This window comes from Hymenobacter cellulosivorans (assembly GCF_022919135.1).
GTDB lineage: Bacteria > Bacteroidota > Bacteroidia > Cytophagales > Hymenobacteraceae > Hymenobacter > Hymenobacter cellulosivorans.
Window position 1 is genome coordinate 2,247,460 of the sequence record NZ_CP095049.1, and the last position, 21,157, is coordinate 2,268,616.

Here is a 21,157-nt window from a genome sequence, read left to right on the forward strand (position 1 = left end):
GCCGCTGCTCTACAGCGCGGCAGGGCCAGGACAACACATTTAAATTCACCTTAGCGGCGTAGTGTATGGGTAGCGTATTGGTTTTTGGGGCTTCCGGGCAATTAGGGCAGTGCCTGGCGCACGTAGCCCGGGAAAGAAGCATGACCGAGCTGGTTTTTCTGCCCGAAGCGCAGGCCAATATCCTCGACCCAGCTGGGCTGCAGGCTATTTTCGCGGAGCACCGCCCGGCTTACGCCATCAACTGCGCCGCCTACACGGCCGTGGACAAGGCCGAGGATGAGGTGGATATAGCCCGCAAAGTGAACCGCGACGGAGTGGCCAATCTGAGCAAACTCTGCGCCGAGCACGGCACCACGCTGATTCACATTTCCACCGACTTCGTTTTTGCCGGCACCGGCAATCAGCCCCTGGTGGAAACCGACGAAACGGCTCCTATTAGCGTGTATGGCCTCACCAAGCTGGAAGGCGAGCAGGTAATTCCGGAGTTTACCGACCGGTATTTTGTGCTGCGTACCAGCTGGCTGTATTCCGAGTATGCCGGCAACTTCGTCAAAACCATGCTCAAGCTGGGCCGGGAGCGGGACGAGCTGCGCGTTATCTGGGACCAGCTCGGCACGCCTACCTACGCCATTGACCTGGCCGGCTGCATCCTGAGCATTATTGCCGACGGTAATCAGCAGTTCGGAACTTACCACTATAGCAACGAAGGCGTTACCTCGTGGTACGATTTTGCCACGACCATCTTTGAGCTGAGCAAGACGGCGGTGAAAACCACGCCCATCCGCACGGCCGAATATCCTACAAAGGCCACGCGCCCGGCTTACTCGGTGATGGACAAAACCAAAGCCAAAACCCAGCTAGGCGTAGCCATTCCACACTGGCAGGAAAGTCTGCGGGTGTGCATTAGCCGGCTGGCGGCCGTGGAGGCATAGTTATCCACATACGTTGTGAACAAGTGAGCCGCTGCCCATAACCGGGAGCGGCTCACTTGTTTATACCAGGCTTAGTCGAAAATTTTGATCCGGCAAGCAGGTCGTTTTAAGCCAGCTGCGAGTTGCCGTAAAACCGGTTGACCAGCCAGGCTGCCGTGACGAAGGCCAAGCCCACACCGCACACACCCGGCCACTGGTAGTGGTGCCAGGCCGTGCCGCCGACCAACGAGCCTACCGAACCACCGATAAAATACAGGGTCATGTAAATGGTGTTGAGGCGACTGCGGGCTTCCGGGACCAGGGAAAAAATGCGGGACTGGTTGGAAATGTGGGTGGCCTGCACACCGATATCCAGTACGATAACGCCCACGATAAGCCCCACCAAGTGGTACCCCCCCACGGCCAGCACCCCGTACGCCACCAACGACATCAGGATGCCAATGTTGATGGCGTAGGCCGGCCCGCGGGTATCGGCCGACTTACCGGCCAACGGCGCCGCCAGGGCCCCCAATGCACCAATTAGGCCGAAAAAGCCGGCCACGTCGCTCTTGTAGAAATAGGGGCTGCCTTCGAGGAAAAACACCAGCGTAGTCCAGAACACGCTGAACGAGGCAAACAGGAAGGCTCCCGTCAGGGCCGACTTGCGCAGTACCGGCAGTGTGCGGGTGAGTGTGGCCAGGGACTTCATCAGGCTGCCGTAGGTGCCTTCGAAGTCGGGCTGGTCTTTGGGCAGCTTCACGGCCAGCACCACGGCCAGGGCCAGCATGACGCCGCTGCCAATGCCGAATACCAACCGCCAGCCGCCGTGGGCCCCGATGTAGCCGCTGAGCGTGCGGGACGCCAGAATCCCAATCAGCAAACCGCTCATGATTTTGCCCACGACCCGGCCTCGCTCGGCATCCGAGGCCAGGTGGGCAGCCATGGGCACCAGCAGCTGGGGTACGGCCGAGAAAATCCCAATCAGCAGGCTGGCCCCAATCAGCAGCAGGAAGGAGGGAGCCAGGGCCGCCGCGGCCATAGCGCCAGCCGAAAATAGCAGCAGCAGCAGAATCAGGCGCTTACGCTCCAGCTTGTCGCCCAGGGGTACCACGAAAAACAAGCCCAGCGTGTACCCCACCTGGGTGAGCGTAGCTACCAGACTAGCTTGACTGTCGGTGAGGCGGAACGTGCGCCCAATGTCGGCCAGCAGGGGCTGGTTGTAATAGATATTGGCCACGACCAGGCCGCAGGCAATGGCCATAAGCCAGACCAGGCCGGGCGTAAGAGGGGTGTGAGCCTTGGTGGGAGCGGCTGCTTGGGGAGCAGAAGAAATCATGGTTGGGAAGAAGCCAGCCACCGCCGGGGCGGAGCAGGCACGCTAGTAAAATAAAAACGCCGGGCAACTGTCGTCCGCGGCGGGGCATCTGTCGGGGCAACAGCCGGTCCCGACAGGCCCGGATGAAACCGCGTAGTGCTAAACCCTCAGCCATGTTGAAGAGTTACAAAAAGGTCAATAATCTAGCCGGAGTGCTGGTTTTTGGCCTGGCCCTGACGACCTACCTGCTCACGCTGGAACCCACCGTAAGCTTCTGGGACTGCGGCGAATTCATTGCCAGCGCCAACAAATTGCTGGTTCCCCATCCGCCCGGCGCACCTACTTTTTTGCTGCTGGGGCGGCTGATTTCATTACTGGCCATTGACCCAACCCACGTGGCGGCCTGGATTAACGGCCTCTCGGCCCTGAGCAGCGCCCTGACCGTGCTCTTTCTGTTCTGGACCATCACGATGCTGGCTAAAAAGCTCGTATTGCGCGGCGCAGGCAGTGTTGTGGAGCCCACCGGCGGCCAAACCCTACAGATTCTGGGCGCCGGCGTGGTCGGGGCGCTGGCCTTCACCTTCTCCGACTCGTTCTGGTTTAACGCCGTGGAAGCCGAGGTGTACGCCATGTCGGCTTTGTGCACGGCCGTGGTGGTGTGGCTGATGCTGAAGTGGGAAAGCCGCGCCGCCGAGCCCGATTCCGACAAGTGGCTGATTCTGATTGCCTACGTTATTGGCCTCAGCATCGGGGTCCACCTGCTCAACCTGCTGGCCTTGCCGGCCCTGGGCTTGCTCTACTATTTTCGCAAAACCAGCCAGCCGACAACCCGCGGCGGCCTGCTCGCGCTGAGCTTGAGCGGGGCTTTGGTGCTGGCTATCCTGCTGGGCATTATTCCGGGTTTACCCTCGTTGGCGGGAGATTTTGAGGTGTTTTTTGTCAACTCTGTCGGGCTGCCGTTCAACAGCGGCGTGGTTATTTTTCTGGTGCTGCTGGTCGGCGTCCTTGGTACTGGTTTCTGGTTTGCCCGACGTACTGGCCGGGTGCGCCTGCACACGGCCCTGCTGAGCTTGGTGTTTATCCTGATTGGCTACTCAACCTACCTGATTGTGCCGATTCGCTCCGGCTTCAATCCCGCTCTCGACGAAAATAACCCCGAGGATGTGCTGTCCTTTGTGAGCTACCTCAAGCGGGAGCAGTACGGTTCCCGGCCCTTGCTCTACGGTCCGCAGTTCAACGCCCAGCCCATCGACCAGCAGCAGGGCGCCCCGCGCTACGAGCGGAGCCACGACGCCCAGGGCCACGACACCTACGTGGTGGCCGAGCGGCGCCTGGAAACCATCTATAGCGACCAGGACAAGATGCTGCTGCCCCGCCTCTACAGCAACCAGCCGGGCCACGTGCGGGCCTACCAAAGCTGGGTGGGCGTGCAGCCCGACCAGAAACCAACCATGGCCCAAAACCTGGCGTTTCTGGTCAAGTACCAGATTGGCCACATGTACTGGCGCTACTTCCTCTGGAACTTTGTGGGCCGGGAAAGTGACGTGCAGCAGGCCGGCGTATTGTGGCCGGGGAGCTCTAAAAACGGCTTGCCGGCCGAGCTGGCTAACAACCGGGCCCGCAATAATTTTTACGCTCTGCCGCTGGCGCTGGGGTTGTTGGGCTTGTTTTACCAGGTGAAGCGCGACGGGCGCAATGCGCTGGTGGTGGGCCTGCTGTTCGTGCTGACCGGCCTGGCCATCGTGCTGTATCTGAATCAGCCGCCCACCGAACCCCGGGAGCGGGATTATACCTTTGCCGGCTCGTTCTACGCCTTTGCCATCTGGATTGGGCTGGGCGTGCTGGCCTTACACGAGCTGCTGCGCTACGTGCTGCGCCCCGAGCGGCTGCGGCTGGTAGCGGCCCCGCTGCTGGCCTTGGCCGTGCCGGCCATCATGGCCGCCCAGGGCTGGGACGACCACAACCGCTCGAACCGCTACGCCGCCCTGGACTGGGCCAAGAACATGCTTAGCAGCGTGGCGCCTAACGCCATCCTGATTACCTACGCCGACAACGACACGTTTCCGCTGTGGTACGCCCAGAACGTGGAAAACTTCCGCCCCGACGTGCGCGTGGCCGTGCTCAGCTACCTCAACACCGACTGGTACGTGGACCAGATGAAGCAGCCAGCCAACCGGTCGCAGCCCTGGCCCTTGTCGTTGACTCATAAGGATTATTCGCAGGGCACCAACGACTACCTGCCCTACGTGGAAAACCCTGCCGTGACGGCGCTGAACGTGAAGGAATTCATGCAGCTGGTAAAGCAAAACAGCCCGCTGCTGCAAGTCCAAACCCAGTCGGGCAAAAGCCTGCTTTCCTATCCAACTACCAACTTTTACCTCGACGTGGATACGGCTGCGGTGCGCCGCATGGGCATTATCCCGAAGGAGCGGAGCAAGCAGTTGGTGGCCCGCATGAGCTGGCAGGCCAGTAAGGAGGCGCTGGAGAAAAACGCGCTGGTCATTCTGGACTTGCTGGCCAACAACGACTGGCAGCGGCCCGTGTACCTTTCCACCAGCATTCCACAGCAGGACTACGCCGGCCTCGACAACTATATGCAGCTCGAAGGCTTGGCATACCGCGTGCTGCCCGCCCAAAACCCGGCTGCGCAGGCTCGAGAAGTCGGAGCGGTATCTACCGAGTTGCTGTTCGACTCGCTCATGCGCAAGTTTTCCTACCGCAACCTCAACCGGCCCGACGTGTACTACGACGAAACCATCCGGCGCACCACGAGCCAGTACCGGGAGCAGTTTGCGCGGTTGTCGCAGGCCTATATCAAGGCCGGGGAGCCCGCCAAGGCCCGGCAGGTGGTGGAGCGTTGCCTGCGCGTGATGCCCGACGACACGATTCCCTTCGACTACAACAGCGCCGACTTGATTGCGCCCTTGGTGCAGCTCGGGGAAGTAAAGCGCGCCCACGCCCTGTTCGATTTGCTCACCGACCGAACCCAGCAGTCCTTGGCCTACTACAGCCAGCACGAGCCCGACTTATTTGAGCGCGAAATTGGGGTTAATATTATCACGCTGCAGCACCTCTACCAAGCCGCCGCCGATACCAACGACCGGGTCCGGGCCGCCCGGGTGGCGGCGCTGGCCGAGCAGTATTATCCGCGGTCCTGAAGCTCTGGGACAAGAATTATTGCCTAAAAAGGGCCGAAAACAACCGTGTTTTCGGCCCTTGCGTTTAGCCTTCTATGAGCCGCGCATTTACCAAAGAGGACGACGTTCAGGCGCCGACCATCATTCCGCCCCGGGCCGCCTTGCCGCCCAATACGCCCAACTACGTCACGCCCCAGGGCCTGGAACTACTGCGGCAGGAACTCACCACATTGGAAGCCGAGCGGGCCCAGGCCGAAGCCAACCGCGACAACGACGCTGACCGCACCCGCCTGCTATCCGTCTACAACGGCCGCATCAGCGACCTGACCAGCCGCATTGCCAGCGCCAAGGTAGTTGACCCCAAAACCCAGCCGCCCAAGGAAGTGCGCTTCGGTGCCACCGTTACGCTGCGCACCCAGAGCGGTGGTAAAGTGGGATTTGAGCGCAAATTTACCATCGTCGGCGTAGACGAAGCCTCGGTAGCGGCTGGTAAAGTTGCCTTCGTCGCGCCCATTGCCCGCGCCGTTATCGGGGTCAAGCTGGGCAAAACCGTAACCCTGAAGCTAGGGCCGAAAGAGGAAGTGGTGGAAGTAGCGGCTATTTCCTACGAAGGATAAATAGCGGCAGTAATTAACCCCAGAACGCCATTTCGAGCTTGCCGAGGAATGACGTTTCAATAAAAGAGGCCCTTCACTGCGCAGTGAAGGGCCTCTTTTATGAATTAGGGCAAAGCAGAAAGCTTACTTGGCCTGCTCAATTTCCTGCACGGCTTTGTCAATAGCCTGCTGGGCTTGCTGCACGTTGGGGCCAGTAGTTTTGCGCTGCTTTACACTTTGCAACAAGCCAATCAGGGGCTCGGCAGCACCCTGAGGCTTAAACTGGATAGCCAGTTCTTTTACCCGCTCGACACCCTGGCTGAAGTTAGTCGGGTCGTCGAGGCGTACGAGCATGTTGGAGAGGCCTTCGAGCAGGCCGAAACGGCCTTGCAGCGGGGCCGCGTCGAACTTGTCGCGCACAAAATTCCACTGGGCGTCGCCGCCCTGGGCCGCGTACACGCCGATAACGGCGGCCAGCATATTCTGATTTTCCGTCGTTTCCAGGCTCTTAGCTTGGGCCAAAGCCTTGGCCGGAGCTACGACGGCCAGGCCGCTCAGGGCCGCTCCGCTCACCTGATACGACTCATTTTTAAGCTGCTGGGTAAAGAGCTTCGCGTCCTTTTTATCCTTGAGCTTAGCCAGGGCATCCAGGGCGTTGGCGCGCACCGAGTTCTGCGGGTCGGTGGCGGCCAGCTTGCGTAGCGCCGGCGCTGCGGCTTTGGCTGTGGCCTTGTTTTCTAGGTTTAGGGCCGTAATGGCTACGGAGCGCAGGTTGTAGAACTTGTCCGACATAGCCTTCACCAGCAACGTGCGGGCCGCGGCATCGTCCTGCTTATCCTTGGCAGCCATAATAGCCTCGCGCCGGTCCGAGAACAGCGGGGCGTGGCTGTACTGGTACACGTATTCCGACAACGGCTTATTGTCCTTTTTGAGCCATACCGTGAGCTTGGTGGCATCCACGTTAACCAGATCGGGCTTGGCGCTGGCCGCAAACTGAAAGGTTTCGGTGGCCTGGCGCATCATCACCATGTGGCGCTCGGGCTTGCCGTTCACGTACACATCCACGGCCAGGGGCAGCTGAAATACGGGGCCTTCCTGGGTTTGCTTCAGCGTCACGCTCTGCACCTTTTTGGCCGCGTCCCAGCTGTAGTCAATCGTGACTTCGGGGTGGCCGGCACCGTAGTACCACTGGTTGAAAAACCAGTTCAGGTCGCGGCCCGAGGCGGCTTCCATGGCCAGGCGCAGCTGGTGGGCTTCGCCGTTGCCGAGGGCGTTTTGCTTCAGGTACTGATTCAGGCCGGCGAAGTACACGTCGTCGCCGAGGTAGGTTCGCAGCATGTCCTGAATGGCCCCGCCCTTCTGGTAGGTCACTCCATCAAACATTTCCTCTTTGTCGCCATAATGGAAGCGCACGAGGTTTTTGCTGTAATTATTGGGGTTGTTGAGGTAGTTGCGGATGTACTGGGCACGGTGGGCGTCGGCGGCTTCCTTACCGTACTTGTGCTCGGCCCACAGTGCCTCGCTCATGTCGGCCATCGACTCGTTCACGGTCAGGTTGCTCCAGCTTTCGGCCGTCACGTAGTCGCCAAACCACTGGTGAAACAGCTCGTGGGCAATGACGGACTGGTTGTTGGCGTACTCCCGGTCGAGCAGTTCGCGGGCATTCATCTGCAAAAATTCGCCGTGCAGGGTGGCCGTGGTGTTTTCCATGGCCCCGCTAACGTAGTCGCGGGCCACAATCTGGGCGTACTTGTTCCAAGGGAAATCCACGCCGAGGCGCTTGGAAAAGAACTCCATCATTTCGGGCGTGTCGCCGAAAATCTGCTTGGCGAAGGGCGCGTACTTGGGCTCCAGATAATAGGTTACCGGCTTGTCGCGCCACTTGTCCTCGTAGATTTTGAAGTCGCCCACGGCCATCATAAACAGGTAGGGGGCGTGGGGCATTTCCATCTTCCAGGTGTCGGTGCGCAGCCCGGTGCCGGCCGGCGTAGAACCCGTCATGCGCCCGTTGCTGAGCGTGACATACTTGGCGGGCACCGTCATGCTGATTTCGGAAGTCGTCTTCTGGTTGGGCCGGTCGATGGTCGGAAACCAGGCCGAGGAAGCTTCCGTCTCGCCCTGGGTCCAGATCTGCACGGGCTTGCCCTTGGTGGCGCTGTCGGGGTTGATGAAGTACAGGCCCTTAGCGTCGGTAATGGCCGCGCTGCCTTTCACCTTGAGCTCGTCGGGCTTGGCCGTGTACTCGATATACACGGTGTAGGGCGTGCCCACCGGCATCGTCCGGCCCAGCTGAATCCGCAGGTTATTCTGGTCGGCGTAGTCGTACTTGAGCGGGGTCTGGGTTGTGCCGTCTACTAAAGCCACCGTCTTAATATCGAAGCCCTTGGCATCGAGGCGCAGGGAATCGGTGGCGTAGGCGTAGGGCTTGAGCGTAAGCCAGGCCTTGCCGTTGAGGTGGCGCTTGGCGTAGTCGAAGCCGACATCCAGCTTGGTGTGCACCAGCGCATTGATTTTCGTGTCAGTGGCGCGGTAGGGGAGTTCGGGTTCGGCAGCGGCCGTTGGGCGGGGCGCTTGCTGGGCCCAGCTGGCCGTAGCGGCCAATAAGCTGACGCTTAGAATCAGGGTTTTCTTCACGGGGAGCAGGAAAGGGGAGAGTGTGGTTCCGGCGTGAAAGTAACCGTTCGGGCTCTAATGGCTGCTTGCAGCCCTCCTTTTACCCCAGCCCGCACTGCTTTTTATACAAGCCCGGCGTGATGCCCTCGTACTTTTTAAAGATGGTCTGAAAATAAGCTGGGTTGTTGAAGCCGGCCCGAAAGCAGACGTCGGCCACCGTGGCTACGGGGTTGCGTAAGAGGCGTTTGGCTTCGGCCAGCCGCTCTTGGATAATGTACTCGACTGGCGTGAGGCCGAATTCACGCTTGAACAGGCGGAAAAACGTGGCTTTGCTCATGCAGGCCAGCTCACTGAGTTTGTCCACGGTAATCTGCTCGGTGAAGTGGCGCTTGATGTACTGTACCACCTGGGCAAAGCGGTGGGAAGTCAGGTGCTGGGCGTAGTGGTTGAAAATCAGCTGGCGGGCGTTGGTTTGCATCAGCCGAATCAGGAGTTCCTGTAGGGTGAAGCCGGCCAGTACGTCCTTGGCCGCGTGGGTTTCCTGCGACAAATGAATCAGGCGCTCCAGGGTGCCGGTCAGTTCGGGCGTGTTGGTCAGGTGGGCGTTGTTATGGGCATCCAGGCGCCAGGGCGAATGGTCTTCGGCCAGCGGAAACCGCTCATTGAGCAAATCCACGGTGCTGCGGATGGTATCGGCGGGAATGGCCACAGCCAGGCACTGCGTGGGGTTGTCGAGTGTGGCTTCGGGGAAGTCGATTTCCATCAGTTGCTGCTCGCCTACAATCACCGACTCGCCCGGCAGGTAGTCGAAGGCGGGCTGCCCCGAGAGGTGCATTACTTTTTTGCCCCGGAGCATCGTGGTTAGCACCAGGCTGCCCATGCTCAGGGGCACGCGCTGGGCCGTTTGGTGGGTTTCGAAGATGTTGAGCTCAAAGGCGTCGAGCGAGTACACCGTGCGGTTTTCGACCAGGGTCGTCAGGTCGCTGGGGGCGTGCAGGGCGGGCAGGAGTCGTTGATTCAGGGCCATGGCAACAGGGGCTACAACACCGTCGGGAAACTTGCGACTATTCCCGAGCTTGTTGAGAGAATACTACATATTTTCCGGCAATTTCTAACGCTACCTTGTGAGTAAGTCATCACTCATAAACACCCGCCGCATGGAAACGTTAGAAAAACCCGTCACCCTCGTCGACCGTCCCCCGTTCAAATCGCACTACGACAACTTTATCGGCGGCAAATGGGTGGCGCCGGTGAAGGGTCAGTACTTCGAGAATCCGTCGCCCATCGACGGCAAGGCCTTCTGCAAAGTAGCCCGCAGTTCGAAGGAAGATATTGAGCTGGCCCTGGATGCGGCCCACGAGGCATTCAAAACCTGGGGCAAAACCTCGGCCACCGAGCGCAGCAACATCCTCAACAAAATTGCCAACCGCATCGAGGAAAACCTGGCCTTCCTGGCCGCCGTCGAGACGGTAGAAAACGGCAAGGCCATCCGCGAAACCACCTACGCCGACCTGCCCCTGGTTATCGACCATTTTCGCTACTTCGCCAGCGTAATCAGGGCCGAGGAAGGCAACGTGACCGAGCTCAACAGCACCACCGTTTCGATGAACATTCAGGAGCCCCTGGGCGTGGTCGGGCAGATTATTCCCTGGAACTTCCCGCTGCTGATGGCCACCTGGAAGCTGGCCCCGGCCCTGGCCGCCGGCTGCACCGTGGTGATGAAGCCTGCCGAGCAGACGCCCGCCTCCATTATGGTGCTCATGGAGCTGCTTCAGGATTTGCTGCCCGCCGGCGTGGTCAACGTCGTGAATGGCTTCGGCTTGGAAGCCGGCAAGCCCCTAGCCTCGTCGCCCCGCATCCAGAAGGCCTCCTTTACCGGCGAAACCACCACCGGCCGCCTGATTATGCAGTACGCGGCCGAAAACCTGATTCCGGTGACCATGGAGCTGGGCGGCAAGTCGCCGAACGTATTCTTCAAATCGGTGATGGATGCCGACGACGACTTTCTCGACAAGGCTATTGAAGGGGCCGTGATGTTTGCCCTGAATCAGGGCGAAATCTGCACCTGTCCTTCGCGGATGTTGGTGCATGAAGACATTTACGACGAGTTTATGGAGCGCGTCATTGCCCGCGTAAAGGCCATTAAGCTCGGCAACCCGCTGGACATGGAAACCATGATGGGTGCCCAGGCCAGCAACGACCAGTTCGAGAAAATTCTGAGCTACCTCGAAATTGGCAAGGCCGAAGGGGCCGAGGTGCTGTGCGGCGGCGATGCCTACCACCAGGAAGACGGGGCCTTATCGGAAGGCTACTACATTCAGCCCACTGTGTTCCGGGGCCACAACAAGATGCGCATCTTCCAGGAGGAAATTTTCGGCCCGGTAGTGTCCGTGACGACCTTCAAAACAACGGAGGAAGCCATTGAAATTGCCAACGACACGCTCTACGGCCTCGGTGCCGGCGTCTGGACCCGCGACGCGCATGAGCTCTACACCGTGCCCCGCGCCATCGAAGCTGGCCGCGTCTGGGTCAACTGCTACCACGACTACCCCGCCGGCGCGCCTTTCGGGGGCTATAAGGCCTCGGGCTTCGGCCGTGAAAATCACAAGATGATGCTGGCCCACTACCGGCAGAACAAGAACATGCTCATCAGCTACAGCCAGAAGCCGCTGGGCTTCTTCTAGGCCAAAAGTGACTGAGTGACCTGGCACAAAGGGGGCCTGGCAGCTGCACTAATAGGCCGCCAGGCTCCCTTTGCTACCGGTATTTCCAGCGCTGAAGTTGATGGATAACTAGGAAGCCGGCTCCGTCGCCTCGGCTTTGGGCAAGCTCACTGGAGTAAGCTCGGCGTCGAAGTAGGCAATGCCTTCGTCGTTTTTCTCCGCGGCGGCGTAGGCGCGGGCCAGGACGGGCAGCAGCAGCCATTCCTCGTCGTCAATCACGCGGCGCGCCTGCTCGATGATGCCGGCTTCCTTGGTTCCCCAAGCCAGCGGCCGGGGCTCAAAGTTGGTGTAGAACCGGTGCTCCTCATCAGTATCGCCAAACAAGGACACGCAGGGTGCCTGCATTCCCAGCTCGGCCGCCTGCCCTGGCAGCTCCTTGATGATCACCTCCTTCACGCCCCAGACGATGGTGCCGGGTTCTTCGTCGTCCTCGCCGCCGGGGCGCACGTCGGCCACGCAGGTCAGGGTGAGGGGATTCAGGTTGGTGATAATGCCCGGAATCAGCAGGCCGTTGCGGTACGCGTCGCCCTTCAGGGTCTGGGGCAGGCGGCTGGCAATGAACAGCACCGGCAACGACAGCACGATAAGAATGCCACCCCACACCGGGTGCTGCCACCAGCACAGCCCGATGCCCAGGGCCAGCAGCGCCAGACCTGCCGACCCCCAGCCCTGCAACAGGCTACGGTAGCGGTGGTGGTAGATGTCGTAGCGGCGCACTAGGCGCATGTCAGGCTCAATGTTCACAGCTCGTGAGGCCACGGAGTTGTTCAGAAATTCGCCCGGGTCGCCAATAGCTCTTTCCATATATGCGTAAAAGTAGTTTCTCCCGCAACGGCCTGGGCTACTGCCGGGTTACTGCCTGCCACGCATTTTACCTTCTTCCCTTGCCTGCTTATGTCTACTGCCCGCGTCCTGGTAACGCCCGCCGCCGAAGCCGTTATTGACCAGCTCCGCCAAGAGCACGGCCCGCTGATGTTTCACCAAAGCGGCGGCTGCTGCGACGGCTCCTCACCCATGTGCTTTGCCAAAGGTGAATTCCGCGTGGGCACCAACGACGTGTGGCTGGGGCAGATTCACGGCTGCGACTTTTTCATGAGCGCCGCCCAGTTTGAGTACTGGAAGCACACCCAGCTCACGGTAGACGTGGTGAAGGGCCGGGGTGCCAGCTTCTCGCTGGAAATTCCTCTGGGCGTCCGCTTCCTGATTCGCTCCCGCTTATTTACTCAGGAGGAAGAGCAGGATATGACCCCGATATATGATGGCGAGGAGTACCTGACGCGGCCCATGGAAGCATGAGTTTGGGCTCTGGTGAAAACAGAAAAAAGCCCCGGCAACTGCTGCCGGAGCTTTTCCTGTTTTATGCTTACTAGGTACTCTACCGAACCCGCACTGGCAAGCCTTCCAACTGAGCGTAGCTGAGTTTCCAGGCGCCCTTGGGGTTCTTTTTCCAGAGCAGGATAAAGTTGCCCTCGCCCACACCCATCGGCGTGCCCGGCGTGGTCGGAATTACGTCGACCTGGTAGGTGCCGCCTTCGTAGGCCGTTTGGGCGTCGGTGCCGGAGGAGGCTACATTGAGGCGCAGGTTAGAAATTGTGCCCATCGTTTCGCGCACCCAGCGGTTCGATACTTCCGATTTTCCCTGGAAGTGGGTTTCACCCTGCAGAAAGTGCACGTCGTCAGCAAACAGGGTGTCGAGCTGGATGGCGTTTTTGCTGTTCCAGGCGCTGATAAACTGCTGGTCGAGGGCCTGGGCAGTAACCGTGGTGGCGGGCGTTTCCGCGGTTTTGGTGCAGGAAGAGGCCAGAACTACCGTCAAGGGCATCATCCAAAGAAGGGACTTCATACAGTCTAGGGGTTTGATGGGGGATGGAAACAATTTCGCCGACTCCGGCACAGGGGCTGGAGTCGGCGAAACTAAGCTAAGCAAAGTCCGGAGTTACCAGCTCTTGCGACGTACTTCCGAGGTCGAGTAGGGCGTGTTACGGTCACCGTACGACTCGTTCGGGAGGTAACCAGCGGCTACCGGGCCGTTAGCAGCGTTCAGCATCATGGGCGTGTTGGCGGCGAAGCCATTGGCCATTACGGGATACTGCTGCTGTTGTTTCTGGGCCTGAGCGGCCAAATCGGCTTTCTTTTCGGCGGCGGCTACGCGGCGGGCCAGAGCGGCGCGCTCGGCGCGGGCTTCGGCGGCGCGGTTGGCGGCAGCCTGGTTGGCAGCAGCCACGCGGGCGGCTTCCTTACGCTTGTTGTCGGTGCGTTTACCAATGGCGTAACCTACGCCGGCACCTGCTACGCCACCTACTACGCCACCCACGGCGCGGTTGCGCTTATGAATGATGGCACCGGCAGCCGCGCCACCAAGACCACCAATGACGGCACCTTTCGCCTGCGGGCTCCATTTTCCAGTTTGGGCCTGGGCCATGTTGCTATACACAGCAGTGAAGAACATTACCAGGGCGAGAATCAAACTGACCTTTTTCATGACTTAAGTTCTTTACGGTTTCAGAACACTTCTTCAGTTGTGATGAGGTGTTTTGCAAGCACCGTGCCAGTACGGATACCGCTCCGGCCCAGTGCCAAAACCTATACGGATGAGAAGCTCGTCAGGATTTACTGCCTTTGCGCCTCAGCAAAGCGGCAGCCAGAGCTATTTTACCAACCAGCCGTTGGCGTCGAGCCAGTTTTGCAGCCGCTCGGTCCAGTTGTCCTTCGTGGTTTTGTTGTTCATGCCGAAACCGTGGCCGCCCTTCGGGTAAAGGTGCATCTCGACCGGCACGTTAGCCCGCAAACAAGCCTCGTAGAAGCGTAGGCTGTTCTGCACTTTCACGGTTTTGTCGTCGGCTGCGTGCACTAAGAAGGTCGGGGGAGTTTGGGCCGTAACCTGCTGCTCATTGGAATAGAGATTAATTTGGGCGGCCGGGGGCGTGTCGCCGAGCAGGCTCTTGCGGGAGCCTGCGTGGGCCAAGCTGTCGGTGAAGCTGATAACGGGGTAGAGCAGCACCAGAAAGTCGGGCCGCACGGACGTGTTGTCTTTGGGGTCGCCGACGGGGGTGGTGAAGTGAGTGCCGGCCGTAGCCGCCAGGTGGCCGCCCGCCGAAAAGCCCATTATTCCCACCCGGTTGGGGTTGATGCCGTACACCGTGGCCTGCTGCCGCACTAGGCGCAGGGCCTGCTGAGCGTCCATCAGGGGCGCAGTAGTCTTGTCAGGCTGGCTCTGGTCGTTGGGCAGGCGGTACTTGAGCACGAAGGCCGTGACGCCCATTTCGTTGAGGCGCTTGGCTACGTCGGTGCCCTCGTGGTCCATGGACAGGCGCACGTAGCCGCCGCCGGGGCAGATGATGACAGCCGTGCCGTTGGCTTTTTCCTTGGCCGGCCGGAACACCTGCAGCGTGGGCTGCACCACGTTGGAAACCCGCACTCCGCCGTTGGCCAGCGTGGTGGTCGATTCCTGCAAGTTGGTGGCAATGGAGTTGGGAATGGTGCCCGAATAGAGTGAAACAATGCTTTGGGCAGACATAGAATGGGCAGAAAACCCGAGTAGGGCAGCTAAAACCAGTGCTTTCATAGACAAACCGGGAGGTGAAAACCGAAAGTACGAGATGCGCCGGGCATTGCTACGCCATAACAAGACCCGCAGCGGCCTTTTTTAGCGTGGCCGAGCTGCTCCACTCGCGCAGGCGGCTCTGCACCGCTGCGGGCACGGGCTGGCCGGTGCGGCTTTGCAAGTCGGCGTAGGTTTCGATGAGCTTGCGGGTGTTGCGCAGGGGCGCGGCGGGCAGCATGGGTAGCAGCGTGTCCAGCAGCTGGCGCACCGCATCGTCGGTGAGTGGGTCGATGGCGCGGGTCTGGGCCAGTACGTCGGTCAGGCGCTGCAGGGGAGCAAATTCCACGGCCAGGATTTTGCCCAGCGCTTCACCCAGCAAGGTGGGCTGCAGGCGGCCGGCGGCAATGGCCGAGAGCAGGACTTCCAGGGCCAGAGCGCGGCACACCGGGGCGTTGTGCACGATGCCCATAGCCAGCAGGACCGAGGTGCTGTCATCAAATCGTGGACCCGGAACCAGCAGGGAATTGAGGAAATGCTGCACTACGTCGCGGCCTTCCGGGCCCTGACTGTCGGTGTGGCAGGCTGTGTGCAGCAAGTGCCAGTGCAGCGGCGCTGGATTATTGGGCAGCAGGGTGAGCAGAAACGGCAAATCGGGCTTTAATAACCACAAATAATAGTGGTTGGTGTGCGGCAGGCTAGCGTGCAGTGAATAGAGCAGCAGCGGGGACGGCGGACGTTTGCCGGGGAGCTTGGTAATGACGTTGAGTTCCTGCCAGACGGTGGTTACCTCCGGCTTTTCCTTGTTCCAGCTTTGTTTGTAAGTGTTGGACTTCTGCTCAAACTTCCACTCCGGGCTCCAGGGCTCGGCCACGCCTGGGCAGGTCGTTAGCGGCAACAACTCCGGCAACTGAGCCGTGGGGCGGCGGGTACGGCCCGCCACGGCCCAGAGCCAGGGTAGGGCTTCAGCCAGCGCAACAGGGGGCATAGCCGCCGGAGTCTGGCGGAAAGGGTTGAGCTGCCCGAATTTTTTGGCCACCGTCTGCACAACCGACGTCAACTCCCGGCCGGCTGGCGTCGGCATGGGCAGGGCTTGCTCAGCATCGGCCGGAGCCAGGAACCAGCCAAGCAAAGCACGCAGCTCGGAGTGCTCCAGTTCGGGTAAGCGTTGCCGGGCTACGGCCGTATCGGTTTCTGCCTGGAAAGCGGTGCGGGCCAGGGCAATGGCTAAATCGGCGGTATCGGGCGTATGGCCGGCCGCTTGGTAAGCCAGCAGCTTTTGCACCAGCACCGAGGGTGCCACCCAGTGCGGCGCGTGGCTGGGTGTACTCAGCAGCGGCAAAGGAGCACCAGCAGCTTGCAGACGGGCTTCGACGGCTGCCAGCCGCTGCTGCTCGACTTGCAACAGCGGGTCAGGGTTGCTGTACTGCTGGTCCCGGATGCCTACGTACGGCACTTTGGCCTGCGTAAAGCCCAGATACCAACTGATAAGCAAGGCCGACAGCAGCTCTTTTTGCCCATTGCGACCTTCTTTAAAGGTTGTTTCGCGCAGAAAAGTGGTGGTTTCTTCTTCTGTTTTGCCTTTCAGGCCCCAGGGTAGAATCTGGAGCAGGTAAGGCCGCAGCTGTTGAGCATACCCGGCCGGGTACTGCCCACGCAGGCGTAGCAGCCCGTCCAGCCATCGTTCCGCTGCCGCCGGCTCGTTTTGCTGTACCATCTGCCCGGTTAAAAAGAGCAGCTCGTGCCAGTCAGCTACCGGGGCAATGGCCGTAGCAGCCGAAATATCGGGCGCGAATTCGGCCACCGGAGCATAAGCCACCGCTGCCGTGGCTGCCGAATCGGGGGCGGCCACCAGAAAGCTAGCCAGGATGGTGCGGGCGGCGGCCGTGAGCAGGTCGGCGTAGAGGCTAATAGTGGCCGTCACTTCTTCGGCTTCTTCGGAGCTGAGTACCGGATTTTTGGCTCTCAGCAAGCCGGCCAGCAGCTTGGCGGCCCGCTCCTGCACCCCGGCATCGCCATTGGCCAGGGCTGAGGAAGTGAGACGGGCTACGGTCGGGGCCAGGTTGGGTTCCCGCTTTACGAGCTTCTCGAAGGCGCCCAATAAGGCCCGCAGCGCCGTTTTTAGGTCCTGGCGCGTCAGCAAGCCCTCGGCGTAAAGCAGCAAGGGCGCCGGTTCGAAGCCTGGGTTGGCCCACAGGTCCTTGAGCTGGTCCAGGGCAAAGTTGACGACCAGCGGCAGGGGATGAGCCAGTAGCTCAACCAGCTCGCTTTGCCGGGCCAGCCGCTCGGCGGCCATGGGCTGCAGGGCTACAAATAGGTTTTTAAACCACGTCAGCAGGGGCCGGCGGAAGTCGCGGCGCAGGGCCAGCAAGCTGCGGGTAAGCAAATCGGCTCGGTCGAGGTGACCCGCGGCGGCCAAGTCACGGATAATATCGAGCCAGGTGATAAACTGGGGCGGATGCTTTTCGCTCCAGTTCTGCCACGTAAGGGGCTCTTTCGACTGCCACCACTTCTTGTCCATCCTCAGCTGCACGCTGGCATTGTGCGAGTCGATGGCGGAGTCGAAGTCGAATACGAGCGGCAAATCCCGGGTGAGCAGCACCGTATCGGTGCTCAGTTGCTGGGCCACTAGTTTTTCGGCCTGAGCCGGCACCGGAGCGGTTTCGCACAGCGGTTGGCACAAGTCGGAAAGCAGGCCGGGCACCGAGCCACTGAAGAGGCGGGCCTCGTAGGCAATAATCTGCCGGTCCTCGAGCTGGCGCAATAGGCGGTAGCTGGGCTTATACCACTGATTGCTACTCGACCAGCGCTGCAGCCAGTCGGACACCCAATCGGGGCGAGTGTGCTCCAGGATCTGCCAGAAGTAGGGCTCGTTGGTCAGGTCGGACCACCAGCCCATAAAGTTATTGGCCAGGGCCTCCTTGCGGGAGTAGGTGCGCAGGCCGCTGAGAAACAGCATCATGCTCTGCTTCCGGGTGATGCGGCTGCCCCAGGTGTTGGGCTTGAGTTGCACCACCGCCTCCAGCTCTTTCTTGAGCTTCACAGTATGCTTGCGCACGGGGATAATGTCGGTTTTGGGCAGGGCCAGCAGAAAGGGCACCAGCTCCCGGGCGCTTTGATGCCGGATGATATACTCAAATGTTTCGACAGCAGACATAGTTAGAAAGTCAGGTAACAGGTAGATAATAAGCAGTAACGCGCCGGCCGCTTGGCGAGGCCAGGGCCGAAATAGTTAAGCAAAGCGCATCTGAGCGGCCAGAATGTGCTTGCAGGGGCCCCGCTGACCTTGCAGGCCACTAAACCACGGGCAGGTGCAGCGGGCCGGCTCGTTGCCGCCCACCAGCACAGTGTGCCACACGTCGGTACCGCGGACCCGGGCCTCGGTGCGCCCCCCGGCGCCCACGCCCACGAGCTGCACGTCGTCGGCGGCTTCGAGCAGGGCCCGGGCGTTTTTCAGGCGCGGATTCAAGCTTAGAATACGGCCCAGCTTGAAGGGCAAACGCCGATAGAAATGCTGGTTGTCGGCCAGGTCAAAGCCCAGCAGGCCCATGGCCGAGAGGCTGGCGCAGAGCCGGTCAACGGTGTTGGGAGCCAGGTCATTTTCCAGGGCAAACACACTGGGGTTAAACACCTCGTTGCCCCGGAACAGGCGGTTAGCGCCGGCCACCCACTCGGCCGGCAGTTCTTCCATCAGGGTGTCGAGTTGGTTGCCTTCCCCCGAAAAGCCCCGCCACACATCGGCCGACAAGGCCAGCATAAACCGCTGCCCGCCACCCAGCTCCAGCACGAAGGCCGCAGCCTGCCCGTCGGGTGTGGCGTATACGCGCAGGGCCTCGCAGAGCGGAAGCAAGCCCTCCAGCAGCCGCAGCCGGTGCACGCCGCCTACCCGCACGGCCCCGGGGCTGCCCACCGGTGAGAAGCTGGGCCGGGGCCCACGCAAGACCAGGAAAAAGTCGGTCTTGGCCGTGCCAGCGGGCAGGCCCTGTACCAACTGCAGAGCCTGAACCCGGGTTAGACGCAGCTTTTCCTCCATCACCGCCAGGTAGGCCTGCACGCTGGTTAGGCCCTTGATCCACCGCTCGGGCAAGGCTACTTTACGCTCCACTACCTTGCCGGCAGCCCGCTCCAGAGTCACTTCTTTGTCGCCGACGGACAGGATAACCGGCTCGGTGCGGGCAATGCGGGCCAGGGCATTCACCATGGGCTCGTTGAAGTCCACGTTGGTGGTGCCACTGCTGAGGAACTCTCCGTCGAGGGCTTCGGAGTTCAGGTCAAGGCGGGCGTAGACACCATTGCAGGACGAGAAGGCCTCGAAGCGGAGCTGCCCGGCCCCGGCCGTCACGATAGGGTCGCGCAGGGCGGCGCTCTGGGGCACGAAGCGGGAGGCCACCACTTTTGCTAAAGTGCTTAGGCCGCGAGCCGCCAGCCAGGAGTCGCGGAGGCGGCCCCAGAAGAAGCAGGCAGAACCAGTAGTGGTAGTGGCTTGCTCCTCGGCAAAAGCCGATAGCAGCAGAGAGTTGCCTTCCGGACGGGTTTCCAGGGTGGAAGGGCGGGCATAGGCATACGCAAAGTCAGACATGGCAAAGGCGTTGTTTTCGGACTCTAAGGTAAGAGCTTTGGGTTACAATTGCTAACTTTTTTAGTATATACTCAATCTGGTGCCCCCAGGTTTTGCTAGTTAGGTTAGTCGGGGTGGGGTGGGTTCGTTAGTGGAAATTAGTAGAAGGAGCGCAACGCGCCGCATTCAGGGGTAGATGCCTATTGTGCCCGTCCTGTCGACCGGCAGGAGACATCCGGCCGGCAATACTATATGATTAGCTCTGTAGCATCCGCAGCGAGATGTTGCCCGCTGGTTGGCAGGCTGGCCTGAAGTCTGGGGTGAGCCGGATGGCCTTTACGATATGGTTGAGCTGTGGGCAAACGATGCAGAACAGGTAAGAGAAGAAAAGGTTGGGTGCTAGGCAGACTTTATATAGCCAAAAGTTAATAATGGTTCTTTATACGGAGTCAATTCCGTAGTTGGCAAGGGCAAAACCCGTATTTGTCAGGTATTACCTAGCCCAAATGCCTCGTAAGCAAGGCTAGCCCCGGCTGTTCGGGGAATTCGCTCCACCTACCTAACCATTTCACCATTATGTTCTATCACGATAGAGAACTCCAGTACAAAGTCCGGGTTGAGAAGCCTAACGCCACATTTGCGCGCATGCTGCAGCAGGCCATTGGGGGCATCGAGGGCGAGATTCGCGTGTGTTTGCAGTACCTGTTTCAGGCCTGGGGCAACCGCGGCCCAGTAAAGTACCGCGACATGCTGCTCGAAACCGGCACCGAGGAAATGGCCCACATCGAGATGCTGGCAACGGCTGTGGCCCTGAACCTGGAAGGCGCTCCGACGAGCCTTAAGGATGAGATGGCCAAGGACAAGATGATTGGCGCCGTGCTCGGCGGCATGGACCCCCGCCACTTCCTTTCCTCGGGTCTGGCCGCTATGGCTGTAGACGCCAACGGAGTTCCGTTTAACGGCTCCTGGGTGGTAGGCAGCGGCAACACGGCCGCCGATATGTACGCCAACGTTATGGCCGAAAGCACCGGCCGCGTACTGGCGACCCGCCTCTGGGAAATGACCGATGACCCCGGCATGAAAGACATGCTCAGCTTCCTCATTGCCCGCGACACGATGCACCAGAACCAGTGGCTGGCCGTGCTCGAAGAGCTGGGCGGCGTGCAGGGCATCCACCCCATCCCCAACTCCTTCCCGCAAAGCCAGGAAGTGCAGGATTTCAACTACGCCTTCGTGAGTACCTACATCAACTCGGGCGATGGCAGCACGCCCGCCGGCCGCTGGACGGAAGGTCAGTCTATCGACGGCAAGGGCGAGTTTCACATCAAAAAAGCCCAGCCCCTGGGTGGGGAGCCCAAGCTTGCTCCGCCGGTACCGGAAGGCCACGCCCAAACCGAGCAGATGACCCTAACCGATACCATCATCGGCAACATTAAGGATACGCTCAGCTAAAAGCTAACTGCCGCTTGCGGCATTGAAAAGCCCCGTCGGCACTTGGCCGGCGGGGCTTTTTTGGGACCGGCACCCGCTGCCCGAGGCCTGCTGAGCCCATAGTACACGTTAGGCACTGGTGCCCAATAACGTAGGGGTAGGGGGAAAAATAAAAGGATAAAACCAGGGGCTGGGGGCAAGGTTGTTGTGTAGTAGGCTACGGTTCAGGTAGATATGCTGTGAATAAGCGCTTGAGGTATTAGCATAAAAGCGGGGCCGTACAAGAGGCGCGTAGCATAGGTTAGTAATTTATTTAGATGGAGTTTTGCGGG

General features: G+C 60.4%; 15 protein-coding genes. 6 read left to right on the forward strand and 9 right to left on the reverse strand.

Annotation, left to right across the window (positions count from 1 at the left end):
* Positions 1 to 65: 65 nt before the first annotated feature.
* Positions 66 to 932, forward strand: a complete 867-nt coding sequence (rfbD, locus tag MUN80_RS09555) for a dTDP-4-dehydrorhamnose reductase (protein ID WP_244722809.1) — start codon at positions 66 to 68, stop codon at positions 930 to 932.
* 106 nt (positions 933 to 1,038) lie between these two features.
* Here rfbD and MUN80_RS09560 read toward each other — a convergent pair whose 3' ends face one another.
* The gene (locus MUN80_RS09560) at positions 1,039 to 2,247 is read right to left on the reverse strand and encodes an MFS transporter (RefSeq protein ID WP_244722811.1); all 1,209 of its coding nucleotides are present in this window, start codon (positions 2,245 to 2,247) and stop codon (positions 1,039 to 1,041) included.
* Positions 2,248 to 2,399: 152 nt separating this feature from the next.
* Between MUN80_RS09560 and MUN80_RS09565 the strand changes: the two genes are divergently transcribed.
* Entirely contained in the window at positions 2,400 to 5,384 is a 2,985-nt protein-coding gene (locus tag MUN80_RS09565; RefSeq protein ID WP_244722814.1) for a glycosyltransferase family 117 protein, read from the forward strand.
* A gap of 74 nt (positions 5,385 to 5,458) precedes the next feature.
* Entirely contained in the window at positions 5,459 to 5,980 is a 522-nt protein-coding gene (locus MUN80_RS09570; RefSeq protein WP_244722817.1) for a GreA/GreB family elongation factor, read from the forward strand.
* A 123-nt stretch (positions 5,981 to 6,103) separates the two neighbouring features.
* Here the strand turns inward: MUN80_RS09570 and MUN80_RS09575 are convergent, their stop codons facing one another.
* Entirely contained in the window at positions 6,104 to 8,593 is a 2,490-nt protein-coding gene (locus MUN80_RS09575) for a M1 family metallopeptidase (RefSeq protein ID WP_244722819.1), read from the reverse strand.
* Between the two features lie 79 nt (positions 8,594 to 8,672).
* Positions 8,673 to 9,599, reverse strand: coding sequence for an AraC family transcriptional regulator (locus MUN80_RS09580; protein WP_244722822.1), 927 nt, complete (start codon positions 9,597 to 9,599; stop codon positions 8,673 to 8,675).
* A 130-nt stretch (positions 9,600 to 9,729) separates the two neighbouring features.
* Between MUN80_RS09580 and MUN80_RS09585 the strand changes: the two genes are divergently transcribed.
* Positions 9,730 to 11,256 carry an aldehyde dehydrogenase family protein gene (locus MUN80_RS09585; protein ID WP_244722824.1) on the forward strand — a complete coding sequence of 509 codons (1,527 nt, stop codon included), beginning with the start codon at positions 9,730 to 9,732 and terminating at the stop codon, positions 11,254 to 11,256.
* A 108-nt stretch (positions 11,257 to 11,364) separates the two neighbouring features.
* Here MUN80_RS09585 and MUN80_RS09590 read toward each other — a convergent pair whose 3' ends face one another.
* Positions 11,365 to 12,099 (reverse strand): DUF3239 domain-containing protein, encoded by a 735-nt coding sequence (locus MUN80_RS09590; protein ID WP_244722826.1) that lies wholly within the window; start codon positions 12,097 to 12,099, stop codon positions 11,365 to 11,367.
* A 90-nt stretch (positions 12,100 to 12,189) separates the two neighbouring features.
* Here MUN80_RS09590 and MUN80_RS09595 point away from each other — a divergent pair, with 90 nt between their 5' ends.
* Complete coding sequence (locus MUN80_RS09595; protein ID WP_244722828.1) at positions 12,190 to 12,591, forward strand: DUF779 domain-containing protein; 402 nt, start codon at positions 12,190 to 12,192, stop codon at positions 12,589 to 12,591.
* Between the two features lie 79 nt (positions 12,592 to 12,670).
* Here the strand turns inward: MUN80_RS09595 and MUN80_RS09600 are convergent, their stop codons facing one another.
* The 5 genes from MUN80_RS09600 to MUN80_RS09620 form a co-directional block, all read right to left on the reverse strand.
* Complete coding sequence (locus MUN80_RS09600) at positions 12,671 to 13,138, reverse strand: YybH family protein (protein ID WP_244722830.1); 468 nt, start codon at positions 13,136 to 13,138, stop codon at positions 12,671 to 12,673.
* Between the two features lie 93 nt (positions 13,139 to 13,231).
* Entirely contained in the window at positions 13,232 to 13,777 is a 546-nt protein-coding gene (locus MUN80_RS09605; protein ID WP_244722832.1) for a YMGG-like glycine zipper-containing protein, read from the reverse strand.
* A 165-nt stretch (positions 13,778 to 13,942) separates the two neighbouring features.
* Positions 13,943 to 14,812 (reverse strand): alpha/beta hydrolase, encoded by an 870-nt coding sequence (locus MUN80_RS09610; RefSeq protein ID WP_244722834.1) that lies wholly within the window; start codon positions 14,810 to 14,812, stop codon positions 13,943 to 13,945.
* A gap of 97 nt (positions 14,813 to 14,909) precedes the next feature.
* Positions 14,910 to 17,993: a DUF6493 family protein gene (locus tag MUN80_RS09615; protein WP_244722836.1), complete on the reverse strand. Its 3,084-nt coding sequence runs from the start codon at positions 17,991 to 17,993 to the stop codon at positions 14,910 to 14,912.
* A gap of 75 nt (positions 17,994 to 18,068) precedes the next feature.
* On the reverse strand, positions 18,069 to 19,415 hold the full coding sequence (locus MUN80_RS09620; RefSeq protein ID WP_244722839.1) for an SWIM zinc finger family protein: 1,347 nt from the start codon (positions 19,413 to 19,415) through the stop codon (positions 18,069 to 18,071).
* A 555-nt stretch (positions 19,416 to 19,970) separates the two neighbouring features.
* On the opposite strand from MUN80_RS09620, the gene MUN80_RS09625 reads away from it, so the two are divergent.
* Entirely contained in the window at positions 19,971 to 20,846 is an 876-nt protein-coding gene (locus MUN80_RS09625; RefSeq protein WP_244722842.1) for a manganese catalase family protein, read from the forward strand.
* Positions 20,847 to 21,157: the final 311 nt, after the last annotated feature.